Consider the following 22,745-nt stretch of genomic DNA (forward strand, 5'->3'; position numbering starts at 1 on the left):
TTTTCGGGCGAATCGGCGTCTGGGACGCGAAAAACTCAGGAGCCGGCGGTGTGATCCGGCGGTGTGAGGTCAGGCGAGGGCGTCCGTCAGCAGGTGGATGAGGGCGTCGAGCTGCACGGAGTCGGCCGAGCCGACCTCGACATCGCTGCCGTCGAGGGCGCGCGCGGCGAGTCCCTGCTTGGCGTCGATGAGCTCGGCGATCTTCGAGTCGATCGTCTGCGCCGCGATGATCCGCCACGCCGTGACCGGCTCCTCCTGACCGATGCGGTGAACGCGGTCGATCGCCTGCGTCTGCTCCGCCGCCGTCCACGACAGCTCGGCGAGCACGACGTTCGACGCGGCCTGGAGGTTCAGGCCGACGCCCGCCGCCGTGAGCGAGCAGACCGCGACCGCGACCTCCGGGTCGTTGTTGAACGCGTCGATCTCCTTCTGCCGTGACAGCGCGGACTGGTCGCCGCGGATCGAGATCGTCTTCAGGTCGCGGGCCGCGAAGGCCTCCTCCGCCGCATCCATCACGTCGATGTGCTTGGCGAAGAACACCACCTTGCCGACCGAGCGGGCGAGCTGGGCCGTGTAGTCCGACGCGAGGCCGGCCTTCGCCTGGCCGATCCGGCGGACCATCGTGAAGACGTTCTCGCCGGACTTGGCCGACTTCGAGTCCTCCAGTTCGGACTGCGCGACCAGCCGGATGAGGTGCTTCTTGTGCGCCTCGTCGTCGCCTTCGAAGCCGTCCGGCCGACCGGCGGCCGCCGCGCGCTGGTAGCGCGTGACGAGCCGGGCGGCGAGGTCCTTCTCCGCCTGGCGGATCGAACGCCCGAGTTCGTCGTCCAGCTCGACCGGCAGGTCCACGACGCGACGGCTCGGCAGGTCGGCCGCGACGTCGAGCTTGCGCCGGCGCACGATGCCCATGTCGATGACGGCCTCGCGGGCGGCTGCGTAGAAACCGAAGTCGGCGGGGGTCAGCCCGGTCTCCTCCAGGTGCTCCATGAGGGTGGCGGTCGGCTTGTTGCCGTCGATCCAGCCGAGGAACTGCCAGATCGCCTTGAAGTCGTCGATGTCGTTGATCAGCGGGGTACCGGTCAGGGCGATCATCAGCGGGTCGGGCGTGGTCGAGCGGATGGCGTCGGCCAGCCCCAGCACCAGGCGCGAACGCTGCGAGTGCAGGTTCTTGATGAAGTGCGCCTCGTCGACGACCATCCCCTTGAAGCCGAGCGTGCTCAGCCAGGAGAGGTGCCGATCCAACACCTCGTAGTTGACGATGACGATGTCCGCGAAGGCGTCGAGGCCCTCGCCGTCGCCGTGGATGACCGTGGCGCGACGCTGCGGAGTCCAGCGCTCGACCTCGCGCGCCCAGTTCATCTTGACGACGTTGGGCACGACGGCGAGCAGCGGATACGCCCCGGCGACCGAGGCGGCGAGCACGGACTGCGCCGTCTTGCCGAGACCCGGCTCATCCGCGAGCAGGAAACTGCGGTGGCCGAGGCGCACGCTCTCGATGAAGCGCGACTGGTGGTGCATCAGCTCGAGTCCCTGCGGGGAGTAGCGGTCGAGCAGCGGGGCGGGCGGCAGCTCCATGCTGGCCGCCTGGCCTCCTGCGCCGTACTCGAACGACTTGAACAGCGGACCGAGCAGCTCCCACGAGTCGAGCCGGCGGCGCGGCGTCGGCGCGGATGCGCTGAGGCGGGAGAAGTCGGGCGCGAGGAACGGGTTGGACAGCTGGCGCGCCTTCACCGACGGCGGGACGACCTGCTTCTCCGCCAGCTCCGGCGGGATGACGCTGTCCTGCTTGGTGACCGGGCGCTCGATCGTGATGATCAGGTCGTCGGGCGAGAGTTCGGTTCCCGACTCCAGGAGCCAGTCACGGCGCATCTTCTGCGCGGTGGCCGTCGAGGGCGACTCGCTCTCGAGCAGCGAGATCAGGGACGTGTCGCGCGCCGCCGTCTTCGCCAGGATGGTCGCGATGCCGTCGAGGCGCTTGAGCTGCTCCGCACGGGCGGCGTCGCTGAGGTCGGGGTCGGACTTCGCCCTGGCGCGCTCCTCGCGCATCAGGAACGCGATCACCTGGAACTTGGTGCGGTTCGTCGGCCCGAGCTTCTTGCCGTCGGCGGCCTTCGCCTCGACCTCGCGCACCTTACGGGCGAGGACGGGGATGAGTCCGTCGTTGTTGGCGTGCCGGTTCTTCCGCTGCTGCGGCCTGGTCGGGCTGGTGCGCTGACCGGAACGAGACATGGTCCTCCAGGAGAGGCGTCGCGCACTGCCGGAGGGTGCGACGCCGTTTGGGCGTGAGGCCGGCGGGGCGGGGAGGTCGGGTACCGAGTGGACCGTGTTCGCCGCGAGTGACGCCGGGAGCGCGACGCAGGATGGCCGCGCAACACCCATTTTACCGGATGTGCGGCCGTTCAGCGACGCGTGTCTGCGGGGATCTTGATCGTGACCGCCGCGGCGACGAACACGACGGCTCCCGCGATCGACAGACCCTGCAGTGCGACGCCGCCGAGCGGCAGCGGCCAGACCGGATTCCAGACCACCGCGAGCGGGATGAGGCCCGCGAACCACCACCACATCCGCGCCTGTCCGGCGAAGACGCAGAGGATGAGCGCGAGGATGCTGACCGCGTAGCGCACGTACAGGTACCAGTCGCCGCCGATCAGGGCGAGACCGGCGAGGAGCACGATCGCTCCGAGCAGGCCGGGGACCAGCGCGGCGCGGTTGAAGGCGGGCTGCTGCGGAGTGTGAGGTGCGGGCATCGGGAGTCCACTCTACGCAGTCCGGATGCCGGAAATGGTGCGCCCGCCCGATGGCGGAGACGTTCTCTCCGGTCGGGCGGGCGACGCTGTGTGGTGCGGGTCGCTGTCGGTTACAGCACTCCGCGGCGGAACAGGAATGCGCAGGGCGGGGCGTCGGATCCGACACGGACCGTGACGCTGGAGTTTCGGGCGAGCTCGAGGAACGGTTCGAGCTCGAGGCGGGTCATCGGGACTCGACGGAGTTCGGCGTCGGATGCGATCCCGTTCACTGCGAACGCGACGTCGGGTACGTCGTAGGGTTCGTCAGCGAGATCGAGGAACACGATCGGCGATGCGTCGTCCTGGTCGAGCGGGAACACGGAGAGGATCGCCTCGGCGGCGGCCTCAGTCGTGACGTCGTCACCGAGGTGAACGACGGGCGTTGTTATCTTGTCCTCCGGGTAGCCGCTGCCGACGAGGGTAAGCGTCGCGCCATCATGCATCGCGTCGAGCGCGCTCAAGAGCGCACCGGACAGCAGCGGGCTGAGGTTCTTCAGCAAAGTCGGGCCTTTCCTGTTAAACGAATATTTCTCAACCCCTACGTGGAGGATAGACCCACCGGTATGTCCACACACGCCCCCTATTAGGGGGATACTTGTCTGTCCACCGTGCGCACACGCAGTCGAGATGCTCTGCGCGAACGGGATGGCGTACCCCCGCCGGGTATGAGCCTTCCGGGACTATCCTGAGGGGGTGATCGCAGACATCAAGAAACGGGCGCTGCACCGCACGCGCATCCTCGAAGGCCAGCTCCGGGGCCTCGAGAAGATGATCGAGAACGAGGACTACTGCATCGACATCATCACGCAGTCCCTCGCCATCCAGAAGTCGCTCGGCTCGCTCAACAAGCTGCTGGTCGAGAACCACCTCCGCACGCACGTCTCCGAGATGTTCGAGGAGGGCGGCAGCGCACGGGACGACGCGATCGTCGAGCTGCTCAAGGTGTACGAGCTCTCCAACAACCGCGGCTAGGCGTAGCGCATGAGTGACCGCGAAGAGCTCATCCACATCGTCCGCGGCGACATCACCGACGAGACCGTCGATGCGATCGTCAACGCCGCCAACAGCTCGCTCCTCGGCGGCGGAGGGGTCGACGGCGCCATCCACCGCCGCGGCGGGCCCACGATCCTGGAGGCCACGCGCGAGCTCCGCGCGACGACCCTCCCGGACGGCCTGCCCACCGGCCAGGCCGTCGCGACGACCGCGGGCGACCTCGCGGCGAAATGGGTCATCCACGCGGTCGGGCCGGTCTGGTCGAGCAGCGAGGACCGCACCCCTCTCTTGCAGAACGCCTACCGCTCGTCCCTCCGCGTCGCCCGCGAGCTCGGTGCCCGCACCGTCGCCTTCCCCGCGATCTCGGCCGGCGTCTACGGCTGGCCGATGGATGACGCTGCGCGCATCGCCATCAGTACCGTCCGCGCCGTGCTGTCCTCCGGCGTCGGCTCGGTCGAGCACGTGCGCTTCGTCCTGTTCTCCGACGAGGCGTTCGACGCGTTCCGGGAAGCGGCCGGCGAGTGACGGCGGAGGCGCTCGACCGCTTCCGGGCTCTGCTGCGCATCCCCACCATGTCCCGCAACGCCGTCGAGGAGACCGACTGGGCGGTGTTCGACGAGTTCGTCGCCACGCTGCCACAGCTCTACCCGGCCATGCACAGCGCCCTGGAGCAGGAGCGGCATGGACACTCGCTGCTCTACCGCTGGCGCGGCCGGAGCGACGAGGCGCCCACCGTCCTGATGGCGCACTACGACGTGGTTCCCGCGACCGCGGAGGGCTGGACGCATCCGCCCTTCGCCGCCGAACTGACCGGCTCGGGCGAGCAGCAGGTGCTGTGGGGGCGCGGGGCGATCGACGACAAGGGGGCGCTCGTCGCGATCCTGGAGGCGGTGGAGGCGCTCGTGCAGGACGGCTTCCAGCCGGCCAACGACGTATACCTGAGCTTCGGACACGACGAGGAGACGGTCGGCTCGGGAGCGCGGGCGATCGTCTCGGTGCTCGCCGGGCGCGGCATCCGCCCGGCACTCGTCCTCGACGAGGGCGGCGCCGTCGTCGAACGCATCTTCCCGGGCGTGAGCAAGCCCATCGCGGTGATCGGCGTGAGCGAGAAGGGCATCACCAGCGTGCGGCTCACCGTCGAGCAGAACGGCGGTCACGCGTCCACTCCCCCGAAGACGACCGCGACGGTCCGGCTCGCCCGCGCCATCACCCGCCTCAACGACCGGCCGTTCCCCGCCCGGCTGACCGAGACGAACCTGCGGATGGTGGAGACGCTGGGCGCGCACGCGACCGGACCCCTGCGCGCCGTCTTCACGCGTGCCCGCCGGCTGCAGCCCGCGCTGCGCGTCGTATTCGGCCGGCTCAGCGACGAGACGCGCGCGATCGTGCGGACCACCACGGCCGTGACGCAGCTGCGCGGGAGCCTCGCCGCGAACGCACTGCCGGAGACGGCGGAGGCCGTGGTCAACACCCGGATCGCGGTCGGGTCGTCGGTCGCCGAGACGCTCGATCACATCCGCCGGGCGATCCGCGACGACGCCGTCCGCGTGGAGGCGGTCGACGCGAGCGAGCCGTCCCCGGTCTCCCCCGCCGACGGTCCCGAGTGGGACCGCCTCGCGACCGCGATCGGAGCCGTGCACCCGCACGCCGTGGTGACGCCGTACATCATGCTCGGCGCGAGCGACAGCCGGCACTTCACCGGCATCTGCGACGCGGTCTACCGGTTCACCCCGTTCGAGCTGAGCGCCGAGGAGCGGGGCGCGCTGCACGCGCGCGACGAGCGCATCCATGTCGCCACCTGGCGCCGCGGCATCGCCGTCTACGCCCACCTCCTCCGCGCCTCCTGACCCGCCGCCCCCCACCACTCCGCCCTCCGCCCCTCCGTCACTCCGCCCTCCGTCGAGTCCGCAAATTTTGTACGCCGCGACGGCGCGGCGCGTGCAAAGTTTGCGGACTCGACGGCTGGGGCGGAGCGGCGGGAGAGATGAGCCGGAGTGTGCGAAGTGCACAGGGCGGGGGCGAAGTCGTGCGGGGTGCACATTCCGTGCGGGTGGGGGCGCTGGCTACGGTTTCGGGCAACCGTCCCCCTCCACCCGTATGAAGGACACCCAATGGCACGCACAGCTCATGCCGACGACTTCGCCCTCTCCCGTGTGACCCCCGACGCGCGCAAGCCGTGGTTCGGGATCGCGGTGCAGCGCTTCGGTCAGGTCTCGGCTCTCTCGCAGTTCCTGCTCGGGGCGACCCTGGGCTACAGCATGACCTTCGGCGAGGCGGCGCTCGCGCTGCTCCTCGGCTCGATCATCCTCGAGGTGATCATGTGCATCGTCGGCATCATCGGGCAGAAGGAGGGGCTGAACACAGCCCTCCTGGCCCGCTGGACCGGCTTCGGCGAGATCGGCGCCTCCCTCGTCGGCCTCGCGATCGGCATCAGCCTCATCGGCTGGTTCGGCATCCAGTCCGCCATCTCCGCCCAGTCCCTGAACGTGCTCATGCCCGGCGTTATGCCGGTGTGGGTGTGGAGCCTGCTGTTCGGCCTGGCCGTCACCGCCATCGTCGCGTACGGCTTCGTCGGGATGCAGTGGCTGGCGAACATCACCGTCCCGCTGTTCCTCATCCTCGTCGGCTGGTCTATCATCAGCGAGCTCAGCAAGCACTCGCTCGGCGAGCTGATGACGTCGCCCGCGCCCGGTCCGACGATGTCGGTCTGGCAGGGCACCGGGATCGTCGCGGGCGGCCTCATCGTCGGCGCGATCATCACCGCCGACATGACGCGGTTCAACCGCAGCCGGGCCGACGTCGTCAAGCAGACCGTTCTCGGCGTGACCCTGGGCGAGTTCGTCATCGGCCTCGCCGGCGTGCTGCTCGCCCACGCGGCGGCCAGCGGCGACATCGTCGCGATCGTGACCTCGTCGATCGGCTTCGTCGGCCTGATCATCGTCATCACCGGAACGCTGAAGATCAACGACTGGAACCTGTACTCGTCCACGCTCGGACTGGTCAACTTCATCTCCACCGCGTTCTCGAAGAACCTGCACCGCGTCACCACGACGATCGTGCTCGGCATCGTCGGCTCGGTGCTCGCCGCCGCGGGCATCCTCGCCCAGTTCACCGGCTTCCTCACGATCCTCGGCGTCGCATTCCCGCCGATCGCCGGCATCATGGTCGCCGAGTACTTCTTCGTCCGCCGCTGGCGCGGCGACCTCGACGCCACCCGGGCCTCCGGCCGCCTCCCGGAGCACGCCCCGCGGATCGTCCCCGTCACCCTCCTCGTGTGGCTGGTCTCCTCGCTGGTCGGCTACTTCGTGACCTGGGGCATCCCCGCCATCTGGTCGCTGCTGCTCTCGATCGTGCTCTACACGGTCGCCGGCAAGCTCGGCTGGGTCCGCGGCGTCGGCCGTGCCACCACCATCCAGGCTCCGGCCGGTGTGGACGGCGCAACGACGGCACCCGCGGCGGACGCCCCCTCCGGCCCCGAGGCCGTCGCCTCCAACTGAGCCCTGCTCCCGAACCGCCCCATCACCACAGAAAGCGACACAACATGCATATCGGCATCGACGTCGGCGGCACCAACACCGACGCAGTGCTCATGGACGGCCGGACCACCCTGGCCGGCGTCAAGAACTCGACGAGCCCGGATGTCACCAGCGGCATCGTGAGCGCGATCGAAGCGCTGCGGGCGGCGCGGGACTTCCGGGGCGACGACATCCAGGCGGTGATGATCGGCACCACGCACTTCATCAACGCGCTCGTCGAGGCGAAGCGGCTCGCGCCCACCGCGGCCCTCCGCCTCGGCCTGCCCGCCACCCGGGCCCTTCCTCCGCTGGTGGACTGGCCGGAGCCGCTCATCGCCGCGATCGGCGGCCGGAGCTATCTGGCGCACGGCGGCTACGAGTTCGACGGTCGTCCCATCTCGCCGATCGACGTCGCCGAGCTCAAGGGCATCGCGGCCGACATGGCGGCCAACGGCGTGCGGTCGGTGGCCATCTCATCCGTCTTCTCGCCCGTGAACCACGATGTCGAGACGCAGGCGGCGGCCATCCTCGCGGACGAGCTGGGCGATGGCGTCGCCATCTCGCTGTCGCACGAGATCGGGCGCATCGGGCTGCTCGAGCGCGAGAACGCCACGATCATCAACGCGGCGCTGCGCGAGCTCGCCTCCGAGATCGTCGACGGCCTCACGTCGGCGGTGCGCGCCCAGGGCATCGACGCGCCGATCTTCCTGAGCCAGAACGACGGGACGCTGATGGATGAGGACTACGTGCGCCTCTACCCGGTGGCGACCTTCGCCTCCGGTCCGACCAACTCCATGCGCGGCGCCGCCCTCACCAGCGGCCTCGAGACCTGCGCGGTGGTCGACATCGGCGGAACGACGGCCGACATCGGCCTGCTCGTCAACGGCTTCCCGCGCGAGACCGCCAACGAGGTCAAGGTGGCCGGCGTCCGCACCAACTTCCGGATGCCGGACGTGCTGTCGATCGGCATCGGCGGCGGGTCCATCGTCGACACCGAGACGGCGGAGGTCGGGCCCGAGTCGGTCGGCTACCGGCTGACCTCCGAGGCCCTCGTCTTCGGCGGTTCGACCCTGACCGCGACGGACATCGCCGTCGCGGCCGGCCGCGCCGACATCGGCGACCCCGCGAAGGTCGCCCACCTCGACCCCGCCTTCGTGCAGCGGGTGCTCGACCGCATCGCCGAACGCGTCGCGGAGGCCGTCGACCGGATGCGCACCTCCCCCGACCCCATCCCCGTCGTCGCGGTGGGCGGCGGCTCGATCCTGCTGCCGGACGAGCTGCCGATCTTCGGAGCCGTGCATCGCCCCGACAACTACGCCGTCGCCAACGCGATCGGCGCATCCATCGCACAGGTCGGGGGCGAGATCGACAAGGTGTACGCCGTCGAGCCCGGCCGCCGCGAGGAGGCCATCGCCGCCGTTCGGGCGGAGGCGGTGGACAAGGCGATCGCGGCCGGCGCTTCCCCCACGTCGGTCGCGATCGTCGACTTCGACGAGGTGCCCATCCCGTACCTGCCCGGCAACGCGACCCGGATCCGGGTCAAGGCCGTCGGCGACCTGGCGATGGAGGTGCGCGTATGAGCTGGACGCTGACCGCCGACCGCATCGCCGAGCTCGCGCGCGGCGCCGCCGTGCTCGGTACGGGAGGAGGCGGAGACCCGTACATCGGGTCGCTGCTGGCCGCGCAGGCGCTCGCCGAGCACGGACCGGTGACCGTCGTCTCCCTCGATGAGGTGCCCGACGACGCCCTGGTGCTCACCGTCGCGATGATGGGCGCCCCGACCGTCATGGTCGAGAAGCTGCCCAGCCTCGAGGAGGTGATCGCGCCCGTCCACGCCCTCGGCACCTACCTCGGCCGGCCGGTCACCCACGTGGCGTGCGCCGAGATCGGCGGGGTCAACTCCACGATCCCGGTGGCCGCGGCCGCTGCGCTCGGGCTGCCGCTGGTGGATGCCGACGGCATGGGCCGCGCGTTCCCCGAACTGCAGATGGTGCTGCCGACGCTGTACGGCGTCACGGCGTCCCCGCTCGCCTTCGGCGACGAGAAGGGCAACGTCGGCGTGCTGAACACCGCCGACAACCACTGGACCGAGCGGATCGCCCGCGTCGCATGCGTCGAGATGGGCTGTTCGATCATGATCTCCGGCTTCCCGATGAGCGGCGCCGTCGCGCGGGAGGCGCTCGTCCCGGGTTCGTTGACGCACTGCCTCGCCATCGGCTCCGGGATCACCGCGGCCCGCGCGGCGAAGACCGACGCGGTCGCGGCGACCGTCGAGCTGCTCGGCGGCCGCGAGTTCTTCTCCGGCAAGGTGGTGGATGTGGAACGCGGCACCACCGCCGGGTTCGCCCGCGGGCGCGCCCGCATCGAGGGCGCGGAGTCGTCGCTCGACCTCGCCTTCCAGAACGAGCATCTGATCGCGCGGTCCGGCGACGAGGTCTTCGTGACCACTCCCGACCTGACCATCGTGCTCGACGCCGAGAGCGGGGAGCCGATCACCACCGAGGGCCTGCGGTACGGCCAGCGGGTGCGGGTGATCGCCGCACCCAGCGACCCGCGCTGGCACAGCGCCGAGGCGCTCGCCATGGTCGGCCCCGGATACTTCGGCTACGACCTGCCGTCGCACCGCTTCGACGGAACCGTCGAGCGCGCCCTCGAGGGGGTGACCGCGTGAGCTGGACGCTGACGGCGGCCGACCTCCCGGACCTCGCCCGCGGCGCGACGCTGCTCGGAACGGGCGGCGGCGGCGATCCCTACATCGGTCAGATGCTCGTCGCCCGCGTGCTGAGCGAGAGCGGCCTCGGCGAGCGCGGCATCACCATCCTCGACCCGGACGACCTCGCGGACGACACGTTCGTCATCCCGACGGCGCAGATGGGCGCTCCGACCGTGATGATCGAGAAGATCCCGGCGGGTACGGAGCCGACCCTCGCGCTGCGGACGCTGGAGGCGCACCTCGGCCGGTCGGCCGACGCCACCATGCCGATCGAGTGTGGTGGCATCAACTCGATGATCCCGCTGATCGTCGCCGCCGAGACCGGACTGCCGGTCGTGGATGCGGACGGCATGGGCCGCGCGTTCCCCGAGCTGTCGATGGAGACGTTCGCCGTGTACGGCGTGCACGGGTCTCCTCTGGCGCTCGCCGGAGAGCGGGGCGAGACCGTCATCATCGACACCGGCGACGACGACCGGCAGATGGAGTGGCTGGCGCGCGGCATCACCATCCGGCTGGGCGGAGTCGGGCACATCGCCGAGTACGCGATGAGCGGCGCCGACGTGAAGCGCACCGCCGTCCCGCGCACGCTCTCGATGGCGCTCGCCCTCGGCCGGGCGATCCGGGAGGCACGGGAGCAGCACCGCTCGCCCTTCGAGGCGATCGCGCAGACCCTGTCCACCACGCTGTACTCGGAGGTGCGGGAGCTGTTCGCCGGCAAGGTGGCGGACGTGGAGCGCCGCACCACAGAGGGCTTCGCCAAGGGCCGGGCCACGATCTCGTCGCTCGACGGGACGAGCGGCCCGGGCGGTCCCGGTGGTTCCGGCAGCACGCTCGAGATCCGCTTCCAGAACGAGAACCTCACGGCGCACCGCGACGGCGAGCTGGTCGCGATCGTGCCCGACCTGATCTGCGTCACCGACATCGAGTCGGGAGAGCCGATCACCACCGAGGGTCTGCGCTACGGACAGCGCGTGCGCGTGCTCGGCATCTCCACCCCGGAGATGATGCGGACTCCCGCGGCGCTCGCCGCCTTCGGCCCGCGCGCGTTCGGGCTGACCGAGGAGTTCATCCCCGTCGAGACGGCGCAGGCGCTGGTCTGACGCCGTCGCCGCGGCGGTCTCCGCCTACTCTGGAGGGCATGAGAACTCTCGGACAGGAGAGCCTGCCTGCTCTCGCCCGAGGATTCTCCCTGCTCGGCTCCGGAGGCGGCGGGGCCACCACGATGCTGGAGCTCATGGTGCAGGACGCCCCGATCTGGCCGATCGCCCTGCGGGGGCCGGAGGAGTTCGACCCGTCCACCCCGTGCGTCGCGGTGGCGTTCGCCGGGTCGACCTACCTGCTGACCGAGCGCCTCCCCGCCGCAGACGCGTTCGGGCCGCTTCTGGCCGCCGCCGAGCGCTGGACGGGCGTGCGCGCCCGGGCCGTGTGCGGGCTGGAAGGAGCCGGGATGAACGGGCTCAGCCCGCTCCTCCTGGCCGACCGCCTGGACCTCGTCGACGCCGACCTGATGGGACGCGCGCTCCCCCGGCTCGATCAGATCTCGCTGCTGGTGGACGCCGTCCCCGGCGTGGTGGCGGTCTGCGACACGGGCGGTGGCGTCGTCGTGATCGACACCGCCCGCCCGGCCGACGTCGAGAGCCAGGTGCGCGCCGCCATCGTGCAGGCCGGGGGCGCCGGAGCGGTGCTGATCGCCGGGTTCACCGTGGACGACCTCACCGAGCACGGCGTGCTCGGCACCCCGACGCGGGCCCTCCGTCTCGGCCGGGGCGGCGCCGACCGGAGCCTGGCACCGGCCGCACTCGCGGAAGCGCTCGGCGCCCGGCTCCTCGGCACGGGCCGTGTGGCCGGAGTCGAGGCCTCGATCGACGACCCGTACGTGAGCGCCATCCAGCTCGACGACGACGGCGGCGCGCTCCTTCGGCTGGTGGCGCGGTCGGAGCTGCTGGCCGTCGTGCGCGACGGCGTGACCACCGCCGCGAGCCCCGAGATCATCGTGGCGCTCGACTCGGTCTCGGGCGACGTCCTCCAGGTCGACGAGATCACCCTCGCCCGCAACGTGATCGTGCTGGCGCTGGAGGCCCCGGCGTGGTGGACGTCCTCCCCCGACCGCGAACGGCACATCACCCCCGCCGGGTTCGGGCTGCGTGGGCTGGAGGTGCCCGCGTGAGCGACGGACTCGACCTCGCCGCGCTGTTCGCGCATCCCGCGAACGGCGGGCTGCGCGGGATCGCCGGAGCGCATCCCTCGGTCGTCTGGCGGGAGCTCGTCGTCGCGGCCGACGAATCGGGGCTGCCGGCCGACGGCGACGGACGGCTCGCGGTGCTCACGGTCGCGCCACCGGCGACGCCCTGGCAGCAGGATGCGCTGGTGCGCCGCGTCCGCGACCGCGGCTACCGGGGGCTGGTGCTCCCGGAGGCGGACGGATTCGGCGCCGGCACCCGCTCGCTCGCGGAGCGTCTCGGTCTCGCGCTCCTCGGCGCGACCGACCCGATGGCGCTCGCGCGTGCGGGGTGGGAGCTCCGCGAGGGCCGGGATGCGCTGACCCTCGGGTACGTGCGCCGCGTCGCGCAGTCGATCGAGTACCACGCCGACAACCTCGCGGACCTGCTGCGACACCTCTCCGCCAGCGTCGGCCACGGCGTCGCGCTGATCGACAGCGAAGGCGTGCTGCTGGAGGCCGGGCAATCGCTTCCGGCGGTCGTGCACGCCGCGATCGACTTCGGCCCCTGGATCAGCACGGTCGAGCTGCCGGAGGGGTCCGCGGCCTCGGTGCGGGTCGACAGCCCCAGCCGGGCGGGCCTGCGGCTGGCCGTCTTCGGGCAGGGGCTCGGGGCCGTCCAGCTGAGCGCCCTTGCGGTCGCGGCGGAGGTCGCCATGCCGGCGGTGGCCGCGCGCATCCTCATCGACGAAGTGGCCGACGTGAACGATGCCGCCGTCGCCTCCGGACTGCTCCGCGACTTCCTCGAGCTGCGCGACAGCCGTGACTCCGATCTGGAGCAGCGGATGCTGGAGCGCGGCTGGCGCACGACCGGATACCACCTGGGGTTCCGGCTCGCCGGGCGGTCCCGCGTCGACACACTCCAGCTGCTGCGGCTGGTGGCGCGGGAGCTGACGGCACTTCCCGTCGACTCGCATGCCGCCACCAGCGGCCGAGGGGTGACGGGCTGGCTCAGCTTCGCCACGCCTCCCCCGCCGAGCCGCGTCGAGGAGAGCGTGCGGGCGCTGCTGGCGGTGCACACCGCCGCCCGCCGCGTGTTCAACGTCGCGACCGGTGTCGGGACACTCGAGAGCGGCGCGACCGGCCTCGTCGCGACCATCGACGGAGCGTCGGACGCCGCCCGCATCGCAGCGGGCCGCTCGGCGACCGGCTATTTCGTGCGGATCGACGCGCTCGGACTGGAGCAGCTGCTGCTGTCGTGGACCGAGAGCGACACGTTCGTGCCGGCCGCCGAATCCCTGCTGGCGCCGCTGATCGCGCGCGGGCCGGAGCTCGTCGAGACGCTCGCCGCGTATCTGGATCACGAATCGGGCATCGCGGCGACCGCCGAAGCCCTGGGCCTCCACCGCAACACGGTCTCCACCCGCGTGGCCCGGGCCCAGGAGCTGCTCGGTCTCGACCTGGCCGACCCCGAGACCCGCCTCGCCGTGCACCTCGCGTGCCGTGCGCTGCGCCGCTGATCCGCCCACCGTCGAGTCCGCAAACTTTGCACGCTCACGCGCCGCATCGTGTGCAAAGTTTGCGGACTCGACGGTGGGCGGAGGGGCGGAGAGGCGGGAGGGGTTAGGCGGCGCCGCCGAGGTCGGGCAGGGTGATGGCGCGGCTCGACGGAGGCAGTTCGCGGAGGCGCTCCAGCGCCGGGATGAGCTCGCCGGCCCACACGCGGTAGCCCTCGGCGTTCAGGTGCAGGCGGTCCTCGGTGTACGCCGGATTCAGCTCGCCGTCCTCCAGCGCCATCGCCGGCCACAGGTCGAGCCAGCCCGCGTGCACGGTCGGCGCGAACTGCCAGAGGTGCCGGTTGATGTCGCGGATCTGGTCGGCGAACTCGTGCCCCCGCGGCATCACCGATTGCGCAAGGATGCGCGTCTCCGGCAACTCCTTGCGCAGCGTGACCAGCATCGTCTCGACGTTGCGCACGACGTGCTCCACCGAGCGGCGCCAGGCCAGGTCGTTGGTCCCGATGAGGAGCGCCACGAGAGCGGTCCGCGTGTCGATCACGTCTCCGAGCCGTGCGAGCACGTCGTCCGTGGTGTCGCCGGCCATCCCGAAGTTGCGGACCGCCTCGCCCGGAAGCAGCGCATCCCAGTCGCCTCCCTGCGTCAGGCTGTCGCCGACGAGGGCCAGCTCACCGCGTTCCGGTCTCCACTCATCCGTCATACCGTGTCCCCGTTCCTCGCCCCCATCCTCCCCCACATCCGCGACAAGGGGAAGGAAAGCGGGCTCGGGCGGGCTAGAGCAGCGACTTCGTGTGCCAGACCGTCTTCGTCTCGGTGAAGAAGGCGATCCGGTCGAGCGAGGGCGCTGCCGCGTCCGGGCCGTTCTCGGGCGTCAGCACGCGCTTGAGGGTGTCGGCCGCCGCGATCTGCAGGTCCACCCAGTCGAGGTCGCCCGCGCCGACGAGGTCGAGGGCGTTGACGTCGGCGTGCGATGCCAGCCACGGCGCGATCTCGGCCGGCGACCCGGTCAGGATGTTGACGACTCCGCCCGGCACGTCGCTCGTCGCGAGCACCTCGCTGAGGCTGATCGCCGAGAGCGGGAAGCGCTCGCTCGCGATCACGACGACCGTGTTGCCGGCGACGAGCGCGGGGGCGACCGCGCTCGTGAACCCGAGAAGGCTGGAGTCCTGCGTTGCGACGATCGCGACGACGCCGGTCGGCTCCGGGACCGAGATGTTGAAGTACGGGCCGGCGACGGGGTTGGCGTTGCCCGCGACCTGCGCGAACTTGTCGGCCCATCCCGCGTACCAGACCCAGCGGTCGATGGCCTCGTCGACCTGTGCGGTCGCCGCAGACGTCGACACGCCTTCGGACTTCTGGATCTCGTCGATGAACTGAGCGCGACGCCCCTCCATCAGCTCCGCGATCCGGTACAGCACCTGGCCGCGGTTGTAGGCGGTGGCGCCGGACCAGCCGGACACGGCCGCGCGCGCGGCGACGACCGCGTCGCGGGCGTCCTTGCGGGACGCCTTGGCCGCGTTCGCCAGGAACGCGCCCTTCGCGGAGACGACCTCGTAGGTGCGGCCGGACTCGCTGCGCGGGAACTTCCCGCCGATGTACAGCTTGTAGGTCTTCGGAACAGCCAGGCGGCTCATTTGGAGGCTCCCTTGCGGGTCGGGCGGACGGCGGGGATGCGGAGCGGCGACGCGGGCGCCAGCGAGCGGCCGGGCACGAGGTACGCGCCCAGACCGTGGCGACCGCCCTCGCGGCCGTAGCCGGACTCCTTGTAGCCGCCGAACGGGCTCGCGGGGTCGAAGCGGTTGAAGGTGTTGGCCCAGACGACGCCGGCCCGCAGCTTGTCGGCAACGGCCAGGATGCGGCTGCCCTTCTCGGACCAGATACCGGCCGACAGCCCGTACGGCGTGTTGTTCGCCTTTGCGATCGCCTCGGCCGGTGTGCGGAAGGTCAGCACCGACAGCACAGGGCCGAAGATCTCCTCGCGGGCGATCCGGTGGCTGGTCGACACGTTGTCGAAGATGGTCGGCGCGAACCAGAAGCCGTTCTCGGGGATCTCGCAGTCCGCCGTCCAGCGCTCCGCACCCTCCGCCTCTCCGATGTCGGACAGTTCGCGGATGCGCTGCAGCTGCTCGGCCGAGTTGATCGCGCCGATGTCGGTGTTCTTGTCGAGCGGGTCGCCGAGGCGCAGCGTCGACAGGCGGCTCTTCAGCCGATCGACGACCTCGTCGTGGATGCTCTCCTGCACCAGCAGGCGGCTTCCGGCACAGCAGACGTGGCCCTGGTTGAAGAAGATGCCGTTGACGATGCCCTCGACCGCCTGGTCGATGGGCGCGTCGTCGAAGACGATGTTGGCGGCCTTGCCGCCGAGCTCCAGCGTCAGCTTCTTGGACGTTCCGGCGACCGTGCGGGCGATCTCGCGCCCGACGGCGGTGGAGCCGGTGAAGGCGACCTTGTTCACGTCCGGGTGGGCGACCAGGTCGCGCCCGGTCTCCCCCGCGCCGGTGACGATGTTCACGACACCCGCCGGGAGGTCGGCCTGCTGCACGATCTCGGCGAACAGCAGCGCGGTCAGCGGGGTCGTCTCGGCCGGCTTCAGCACGACCGTGTTGCCCGCGGCCAGGGCCGGAGCGATCTTCCACGCGAGCATCAGCAGCGGGAAGTTCCACGGGATCACCTGCGCGGCGACCCCGAGCGCGCGGGGCGCGGGGCCGAGGCCGGCGTGCTCGAGCTTGTCCGCCCATCCCGCGTAATAGAAGAACCACGCGGCGACGAGCGGGACGTCCACATCCCGGCTCTCCTTGATCGGCTTTCCGTTGTCGAGGCTCTCGGCCACGGCGAGCTCGCGGGCGCGCTCCTGGACGAGCCGGGCGATGCGGAAGAGGTACTTGCCGCGGTCGCTGCCGCTCATCCGCGACCAGACGCGGTCGTAGGCGCGGCGGGCGGCGGCGACGGCCGCATCCACATCGGAGGAGTCGGCGGTGGCGATGGTCGCCAGGCGCTCCTCCGTCGCGGGAGAGATGGTCTGGAACGGCGTACCGTGCCCGTCGACGAACTCGCCGTCGATGAACAGGCCGTACTGGTCGCGCAGGTTCAGGATCGACCGCGACTCGGGAGCCGGTGCGTATTCGAGGAAACTCATGGTCTGGTCAGCTTTCAGTCGATCGTCACGTAGTCGGCGCCGGAGTAGTGCCCGGTGGCCAGCTTCTGGCGCTGCAGGAGCACGTCGTTCAGGAGGCTGGAGGCGCCGAACCGGAACAGGTGCGGCTGCAGCCACCGCTCGCCGACCGTCTCCGCCACGGTCACGAGGTACTTGATGGCGTCCTTCGACGAGCGGATGCCGCCGGCCGGCTTGACGCCGATCTCCTCGCCGGTGAGCAGGTGCCAGTCGCGCACGACCTCCAGCATCAGCAGGGTCACCGGAAGCGTCGCGGCGGGCGACACCTTGCCGGTGGACGTCTTGATGAAGTCGCCACCCGCGAGGATGCTCAGCCAGGAGGCGCGGCGCACGTTGTCGTACGTGTTCAGCTCGCCCGTCTCCAGGATCACCTTGAGGTGGGCGTAGGTGCCGTCCTCGCGGCGGCACGCCTCCTTGACGGCGACGATCTCGTCGAAGACGAGCCCGTAGCGGCCGGAGAGGAAGGCGCCGCGGTCGATGACCATGTCGATCTCGTCCGCGCCGGCCGCAACGGCGTCCGCGGTGTCGGCGAGCTTGACCTTGAGCGAGGCGCGTCCGCTCGGGAAGGCGGTCGCGACGGCGGCGACGTTGACGCCCCCGGTGCCTCCGGCCCGGCGGACGGCGCCGGCGTGCGCGGCGCCCAGCGCCTCGACGGCGTACGGCACCATGTCGCCGTAGACGCAGACCGCGGCGGGGCGCGGAGTGGACGGGTCGGACGGGTCGGGGGTGAGCGCCTTGGCCGCGAGCGACCGCACCTTGCCGGGGGTGTCCGCGCCCTCCAGGGTGGTGAGGTCGATCAGCTCGATGACGGTGTCGAGAGCCCACTTCTTGCTGGTGGTCTTGATGGAGCGCGTGCCGAGGCCGGCCGCGCGCTGCTCCAGGCCCACCGCATCCACTCCGGGGATGCCGTTGAGGTACCGCCGGAGCGATCCCTCCGTCAGGTCGCCGCCGAGCACCTCGACGGCGCGGGCCGCGGGTGCGAGGGTGCGCACGGGCGGCGTTGTCTCGATGGTCACGTGTTCCTCCAGGTGGTGCAGCTCGGATGCTACGGAGCGGTGGTGCCGGGCGCCGCGCGCCCGAGCAGGTCGTTGGCGGTGGATTCGTCGGTGATGAGCGTGGTGCAGAGTCCGCTCGCGACGACGGCGTGGGCGACGCGGTGCTTGGCCTCCCCGGCGATGACGGCGATGGAGGTGCGGGCCGAGCGGAGCTCGTCGAGGCTGAGCCCCAGCGTCCGCGAGTTGAGCTCCGGGTCGGCCACCTGTCCGTCGTCGGTGATGAAGCGGCCGACGACGTCGCCGACCGCGCCCTTCTCGGCGAGTGCGGCGACATCCTCCACCGAGAGATAGCCGGAGTCGACATGGACGGAGCTGGTGTCGACGACGCCCGCGCTGAACAGATAGGCGCTGGCGTCGCGGGCGAGTTCGAGGACGCTCTGCACCGAGCGGTCGGCCTCGATCGCCCGGCGGGTGGCGGCGTGCTCGAAGATCGCCGGGCTCGGGAGCAGGGTCGCGGTGCCCTGCGCCTTGCGCGCGATCACGACGGCCGTGTCGGCGGCGGCGGTGGCCTGGCGGGTGGACGAGACGCTGCCGTTGATCTGGACGGGGTTGACCCCGACGGCCCAGCCCGGCCGCAAGCGTGCGGCGACGGCGTGGAGCGTGCGGCCCCAGCTCACGCCGAGGGTGCGCGGGACGGGACGGAGCGTGGTCAGGTAGTCGGCGGCGGCCTGCGCCACCCGGCCCTGCACCTCGGAGTCGGACTCCGCCGCGGGCACGACGACCGCATCCATCAGGCCGTAGAAGCCGCAGAGCTCGCGTTCGAGCGAGAACCGGCGGGCGCTGGGGTGCACGATCTCGATGCGCACGAAACCGTGCTCACGGGCGGCGACGAGCAGGCGGCCGACCTTCCAGCGCGAGACGTTGAGGGCGACACCGATCTCGTCCTGCGTCTTGCCGGCCTCGTAGTACAGTTCCGCGGCTTTGACGGCGAGGATCTCGTCCGAATCGTTCAGGGCCACCCCTCCAGCTTAGGAAGGGCGTGCGCGCCTGAGCAACATGTGTGTGGTGGATGCTCAAATGAGCAGAGGCCGTTTCGTTTATCGTTGGGTCGTGCCCACAGACCCCTCGCTGACAGCCGCCACCGCCCCCACCCCCTACGTCCTGGCCGTCGACTTCGGCGGAACGAAGGTCGAAGCCGCCCTGGTGGATGCGGAGGGCCGCCTCGTCGAGGGCTCCCGGCACCGCCGTCCGACCGGGCGGAACGCCACCGTCCCGGAGCTCGAGGAGTCGGTCGGCGGCGTCGTACGCGCGGCCGCCGCATCCCTCCCCGCCGACGCCGCCATCATCGGCGTCGGAATCGGCAGTGCTGGCCCGATCGACCGGCAGCGCGGGCTCGTCTCGCCGCTCAACGTGCCGCACTGGCGCGACTACCCGATGCGCGACTTCGTCGCCGGCGTCGCCGCCGAACTCTCCCTCGATGTGCCCGTGACCCTCGAGATGGACGGCGTGGCGATCACCATGGCCGAGCACTGGGTGGGTGCGGCGCAGGGCGTCGACAACGTCATGGGGATGGTCATCTCGACCGGGATCGGCGGCGGGCTCATCGTGGGCGGCCGCGTGATCACCGGTCCGACCGGCAACGCCGGCCACATCGGGCACGTCGAGGTCGGCGACATCAAGGGCGAGGACACGTTCGGCAACCCGTACGCGCTGGAGGCCATGGCGTCCGGGCCGCACACCGTCGCGTGGGCGCGGCAGCAGGGTTTCGAGGGCGCCACCGGCGAGGAGCTGGCGGCGGCGTACGTCGCGGGCGATCTCGTGGCGCGCGAGGCGATCGCCCGCACCGGCGAGGCCGTCGGCCGCGCGATCGCGTCGGCGACCGCACTGCTCGACCTGGAGCTCGTCGCGATCGGCGGAGGCTTCTCGCACTCGACGCCGGACCTCTTCGACCACATGCGCGACGTCATCGAGCACCACTACTTCCCGTTCGTGCGAAAGGTGCGGATCGTCCCGTCCGCCCTCTCCTCCGAGGGTCCGCTCATCGGGGCCGCCGCCCTCATCCACCGCGCCGCCCTCCTCCCGTAACCCCACCCCCGCCAACAGCTCCTGAGTTTTTCCGCCGATTTCAGCCGGATTCGCGGAAAAACTCAGGAGCTGTTGGCTACGTGAGGGGGGTCAGTCTTCGAGGTACTTGGGGCGGGCGGCGACGGCGCCGGCCGCGGCGGCCGCGAGGGCTGTCGCGGTCAGCACCACGAGGGCGAGCGTCCAGGAGCCGGTGAGCTGGTGGAGCACGCCGACCGCCAGCGGGCCGAGCGCACCGAGCGTGTAGCCGAGGCCCTGCGTGAACCCGCTGAGCGCGACAGACCCCGCGTGCGTCCGCGTCCGCATATTGATCAGCACGAGGCACAGCGGGAAGAGCAGCGGCCCGAGCCCGGCCAGCGCCACCCACAGCCACGTCGCGACGCCGGGCGCGAGGATGAGACCGAGGTACCCGACGACGAAGAACGCGACGCCGGCGTAGATCAGCCAGGCGACGTTCCGCATCCGCGCGGCCAGCATCGGAACCAGCAGCCCCGCCGGTATGCCCATCCCGGCATACACCGACAGCAGCGCCCCCGCCTCGATCGGAGTCAGCCCGGCCACGTCGTGCAGGATCTCCGGAAGCCAGGCGAACATCGCGTACGCGTTGAGGCTCGACACGGCGAACAGCACGGCCATCGCCCAGGCCAGCGGCGAGTGCCAGACCCGGCCGGCCATCGCCGGCTGCGCCTTCTCGACCTCCACGTCGGGGTCCGGGTGCGCCGGCCGGTGGGTGATGAGGATGCGCAGCCACGGCAGGATCGCGAGCGCGCAGACCACGGCCCACATCCCCACGGAGACGTGCCATCCGGCCGCATCCGCCACCGGCACCGCGACGAGCGGCGGCAGCAGCGTCGACACCGACATGATGGTCGCGTACAGCGAGGTGACCAGCCCGATCCGGTCGGGGAAGTACCGCTTGACCAGCGGGGGCAGCAGCACGTTCCCGACGCCCATGCCCGCGAAGGTCACCGCCGACCCGATCGCCAGCACCGCGAACGACGGGGCGGCCGCACGGATGAGGTGGCCGCCCAGCATGACGCCGAGCGCGAGCACGACGACGGCTTCGAGGCTCAGCCTCCGCGTGAAGGTCGGCGCGACCAGGCCGAACACTGCGAAGCACACCGGCGGCAGCATCCCGAGCAGTCCGACGCCGATGCTCGACACGTCGAACTCGGTGCGGATCTCGGCGAAGATCGGCGACAGCGCGGCGACGGCGGTGCGGAGGTTCGCCGCGACCAGCAGGATGCCGAGCAGCGCGATCGCGCGCCCGTGCCAGAGCGGCCGCCGGTCGGCGGCCGGGTTCGCGCCCGTCATCAGGAGCGCTCGTCGGCGTCGGCCGCCGGGACGACGCCGAGGATGCGCCGCGCCTGCTCCACGTCGTCCGCGATCTGCGCGATGAGCGGCTCGATGCCCGTGTACGCGACCATCCCGCGGATGCGCTCGACGAAGGCGACCTCGACCGTGTGGTCGTAGAGGTCGAGCTCGCGGTCGAGCACGTACGCCTCCACCTGCTTCTGGGGGACGCCCTCGAAGGTCGGGTTGTTGCCGACCGAGATCGCGGCCGGGTACCGCTCGCCCGCGTCGGTCAGCCAGCCGGCGTAGACGCCGTCGGCGGGGATGAGTCCCTCCGACTCCGGCGAGAGGTTAGCGGTCGGGAAGCCCAGCTCACGCCCGCGTGCCGCACCGTGCACCACGAGCCCGCGCACGGTCGGAGGGGCGCCGAGCAGCTGGGTCGCGTGCGCGACGTCGCCGTCGGCGAGCAGCTCCCGGATCCAGGTGGATGAGACGCGCCGGCCGTACTCCGGCCGCACGTCGTCGATGAGCTCGACGGTGAAGCCGTACGTCTCGCCGAGCCGGCGCAGCAGCTCGACGTCACCTGCGCCGCGCGCACCGAACCGGAAATCGCTGCCCACGAGCACCGCCGCGGCATGCAGCCGGTCGACGAGGATGTGGTGCACGAACTCCTCGGGCTCGAGCGCGGCGAGCGCACGGTCGAAAGCCACCATGAGGGTCGCGTCGACGCCGGTCGACGCGAGCAGGTCGAGCTTCTGCGCGTTGCTCACCAGCGACGGCGGGCACTTCGCGGGGGCGAGCACCTCGAGCGGGTTGCGGTCGAAGGTGATGATCGTCGAGACGAGCCCGCGCCCCGCGGCGACGGCGCGCAACCGGTCGATCACCGCGCGGTGGCCGGTGTGCACCCCGTCGAACTTGCCGATGGTGATGGCGCTAGGCCCCCACCCGTCGGGAACCTCCGAGACGGAATGGAAGACCTTCACGAGGCGGCCCCCGACTCGGCCCCGGCCGCCGCCTGTGCACCATCCGCAGGAGCATCGACCGGATGGTGCTTCCGCAGCCACAGCATCCCGAGCACCGGGAGCACGAGCGGGATGAACAGGTACCCCATCCCGTACACCGACCACACCGTGGCGTCGCGGCCGAACGGGTCGATGTCGTGCAGGCCGAGCACGGCGGGGGCAAACAGGCTCAGCGTTCCGATGATGAGCACGCCGGCGAGCTCGAAGCTGATGGTCACCCAGGCGACGCGGTACCAGACACGGCCCGGCGCGATCAGGGCGACGGTCGCGACGATGTACACGACGGCGGCGAGCCCGGAGAGCGTGAACGCGACCGGCGCCTCGTGGAAGCGGTCGATGATCTGGAAGACGCTGCGGCCGGTCGCCGCCAGCGCCAGGACGCCGTAGACGAAGACGAGCACCCGGCCCACCCCCGTCATCCGCCGCCTCGGGGAGGACGGATCGGAGTCGGTGCGCGCGGACATGGTGTGGTGGGACATCGCTTCGATTCTATTTGCCC

At 71.2% G+C, this 22,745-nt stretch carries 21 protein-coding genes; 10 read left to right on the forward strand and 11 right to left on the reverse strand.

Features of this window, described 5'->3' with window-relative positions; translation table 11 throughout:
* Nucleotides 1-69: 69 nt before the first annotated feature.
* The 3 genes from BLR91_RS11385 to BLR91_RS11395 form a co-directional block, all read right to left on the reverse strand.
* A complete protein-coding gene (locus tag BLR91_RS11385) occupies nt 70-2,229 on the reverse strand; it encodes a DEAD/DEAH box helicase (protein WP_020075191.1) in 2,160 nt (719 codons plus the stop codon).
* A 170-nt stretch (nt 2,230-2,399) separates the two neighbouring features.
* Nucleotides 2,400-2,747: a DUF6804 family protein gene (locus BLR91_RS11390; protein ID WP_020075192.1), complete on the reverse strand. Its 348-nt coding sequence runs from the start codon at nt 2,745-2,747 to the stop codon at nt 2,400-2,402.
* A 110-nt stretch (nt 2,748-2,857) separates the two neighbouring features.
* Entirely contained in the window at nt 2,858-3,286 is a 429-nt protein-coding gene (locus BLR91_RS11395; RefSeq protein ID WP_018190393.1) for an RbsD/FucU domain-containing protein, read from the reverse strand.
* 193 nt (nt 3,287-3,479) lie between these two features.
* Between BLR91_RS11395 and BLR91_RS11400 the strand changes: the two genes are divergently transcribed.
* The 9 genes from BLR91_RS11400 to BLR91_RS11440 all read left to right on the forward strand — a co-directional run bounded on the left by BLR91_RS11400 (nt 3,480) and on the right by BLR91_RS11440 (nt 13,685).
* Nucleotides 3,480-3,758 carry a metal-sensitive transcriptional regulator gene (locus tag BLR91_RS11400; RefSeq protein ID WP_018190392.1) on the forward strand — a complete coding sequence of 93 codons (279 nt, stop codon included), beginning with the start codon at nt 3,480-3,482 and terminating at the stop codon, nt 3,756-3,758.
* 9 nt (nt 3,759-3,767) lie between these two features.
* Nucleotides 3,768-4,304, forward strand: coding sequence for an O-acetyl-ADP-ribose deacetylase (locus BLR91_RS11405; RefSeq protein ID WP_018190391.1), 537 nt, complete (start codon nt 3,768-3,770; stop codon nt 4,302-4,304).
* Nucleotides 4,301-5,626 (forward strand): M20/M25/M40 family metallo-hydrolase, encoded by a 1,326-nt coding sequence (locus BLR91_RS11410; RefSeq protein WP_089875268.1) that lies wholly within the window; start codon nt 4,301-4,303, stop codon nt 5,624-5,626. The genes BLR91_RS11405 and BLR91_RS11410 overlap by 4 nt, the downstream gene beginning before the upstream one ends.
* Before the next feature lie 264 nt (nt 5,627-5,890).
* A complete protein-coding gene (locus BLR91_RS11415) occupies nt 5,891-7,276 on the forward strand; it encodes a purine-cytosine permease family protein (protein ID WP_089875267.1) in 1,386 nt (461 codons plus the stop codon).
* Nucleotides 7,277-7,320: 44 nt separating this feature from the next.
* Nucleotides 7,321-8,874, forward strand: a complete 1,554-nt coding sequence (locus BLR91_RS11420) for a hydantoinase/oxoprolinase N-terminal domain-containing protein (RefSeq protein ID WP_089875266.1) — start codon at nt 7,321-7,323, stop codon at nt 8,872-8,874.
* Nucleotides 8,871-9,965 (forward strand): DUF917 domain-containing protein, encoded by a 1,095-nt coding sequence (locus BLR91_RS11425; RefSeq protein WP_089875265.1) that lies wholly within the window; start codon nt 8,871-8,873, stop codon nt 9,963-9,965. Before BLR91_RS11420 ends, BLR91_RS11425 begins: the two co-directional genes overlap by 4 nt.
* Complete coding sequence (locus tag BLR91_RS11430) at nt 9,962-11,107, forward strand: DUF917 domain-containing protein (protein WP_089875264.1); 1,146 nt, start codon at nt 9,962-9,964, stop codon at nt 11,105-11,107. The genes BLR91_RS11425 and BLR91_RS11430 overlap by 4 nt, the downstream gene beginning before the upstream one ends.
* 38 nt (nt 11,108-11,145) lie before the next feature.
* On the forward strand, nt 11,146-12,174 hold the full coding sequence (locus BLR91_RS11435) for an S-methyl thiohydantoin desulfurase domain-containing protein (protein WP_089875263.1): 1,029 nt from the start codon (nt 11,146-11,148) through the stop codon (nt 12,172-12,174).
* Nucleotides 12,171-13,685 carry a PucR family transcriptional regulator gene (locus BLR91_RS11440; RefSeq protein WP_089875262.1) on the forward strand — a complete coding sequence of 505 codons (1,515 nt, stop codon included), beginning with the start codon at nt 12,171-12,173 and terminating at the stop codon, nt 13,683-13,685. The genes BLR91_RS11435 and BLR91_RS11440 overlap by 4 nt, the downstream gene beginning before the upstream one ends.
* 103 nt (nt 13,686-13,788) lie before the next feature.
* Here BLR91_RS11440 and BLR91_RS11445 read toward each other — a convergent pair whose 3' ends face one another.
* The 5 genes from BLR91_RS11445 to BLR91_RS11465 form a co-directional block, all read right to left on the reverse strand.
* A complete protein-coding gene (locus BLR91_RS11445) occupies nt 13,789-14,382 on the reverse strand; it encodes an SGNH/GDSL hydrolase family protein (protein WP_089875261.1) in 594 nt (197 codons plus the stop codon).
* Between the two features lie 73 nt (nt 14,383-14,455).
* Nucleotides 14,456-15,316: an aldehyde dehydrogenase family protein gene (locus tag BLR91_RS11450; protein ID WP_089875260.1), complete on the reverse strand. Its 861-nt coding sequence runs from the start codon at nt 15,314-15,316 to the stop codon at nt 14,456-14,458.
* Complete coding sequence (locus BLR91_RS11455; protein ID WP_089875259.1) at nt 15,313-16,818, reverse strand: aldehyde dehydrogenase family protein; 1,506 nt, start codon at nt 16,816-16,818, stop codon at nt 15,313-15,315. The genes BLR91_RS11450 and BLR91_RS11455 overlap by 4 nt, the downstream gene beginning before the upstream one ends.
* Before the next feature lie 14 nt (nt 16,819-16,832).
* Nucleotides 16,833-17,870 (reverse strand): deoxyribose-phosphate aldolase, encoded by a 1,038-nt coding sequence (deoC, locus tag BLR91_RS11460; protein WP_089875258.1) that lies wholly within the window; start codon nt 17,868-17,870, stop codon nt 16,833-16,835.
* Between the two features lie 29 nt (nt 17,871-17,899).
* The gene (locus BLR91_RS11465) at nt 17,900-18,868 is read right to left on the reverse strand and encodes a sugar-binding transcriptional regulator (protein WP_018190379.1); all 969 of its coding nucleotides are present in this window, start codon (nt 18,866-18,868) and stop codon (nt 17,900-17,902) included.
* A 91-nt stretch (nt 18,869-18,959) separates the two neighbouring features.
* Here BLR91_RS11465 and BLR91_RS11470 point away from each other — a divergent pair, with 91 nt between their 5' ends.
* Nucleotides 18,960-19,934, forward strand: coding sequence for an ROK family protein (locus BLR91_RS11470; RefSeq protein ID WP_089875257.1), 975 nt, complete (start codon nt 18,960-18,962; stop codon nt 19,932-19,934).
* A gap of 90 nt (nt 19,935-20,024) precedes the next feature.
* On the opposite strand, the gene BLR91_RS11475 is transcribed toward BLR91_RS11470, so the two are convergent.
* From BLR91_RS11475 to BLR91_RS11485, 3 genes are read right to left on the reverse strand one after another with little or no spacing between them, the layout of a single operon-like run.
* Entirely contained in the window at nt 20,025-21,245 is a 1,221-nt protein-coding gene (locus tag BLR91_RS11475) for an MFS transporter (RefSeq protein ID WP_089875256.1), read from the reverse strand.
* Nucleotides 21,245-22,207, reverse strand: a complete 963-nt coding sequence (locus BLR91_RS11480; RefSeq protein WP_089875255.1) for a bifunctional riboflavin kinase/FAD synthetase — start codon at nt 22,205-22,207, stop codon at nt 21,245-21,247. The genes BLR91_RS11475 and BLR91_RS11480 overlap by 1 nt, the downstream gene beginning before the upstream one ends.
* The gene (locus tag BLR91_RS11485) at nt 22,204-22,725 is read right to left on the reverse strand and encodes a hypothetical protein (RefSeq protein ID WP_089875254.1); all 522 of its coding nucleotides are present in this window, start codon (nt 22,723-22,725) and stop codon (nt 22,204-22,206) included. Before BLR91_RS11485 ends, BLR91_RS11480 begins: the two co-directional genes overlap by 4 nt.
* Nucleotides 22,726-22,745 lie beyond the last annotated feature (20 nt).

It is taken from the genome of Leifsonia sp. 466MF, assembly GCF_900100265.1.
GTDB lineage: Bacteria > Actinomycetota > Actinomycetes > Actinomycetales > Microbacteriaceae > Leifsonia.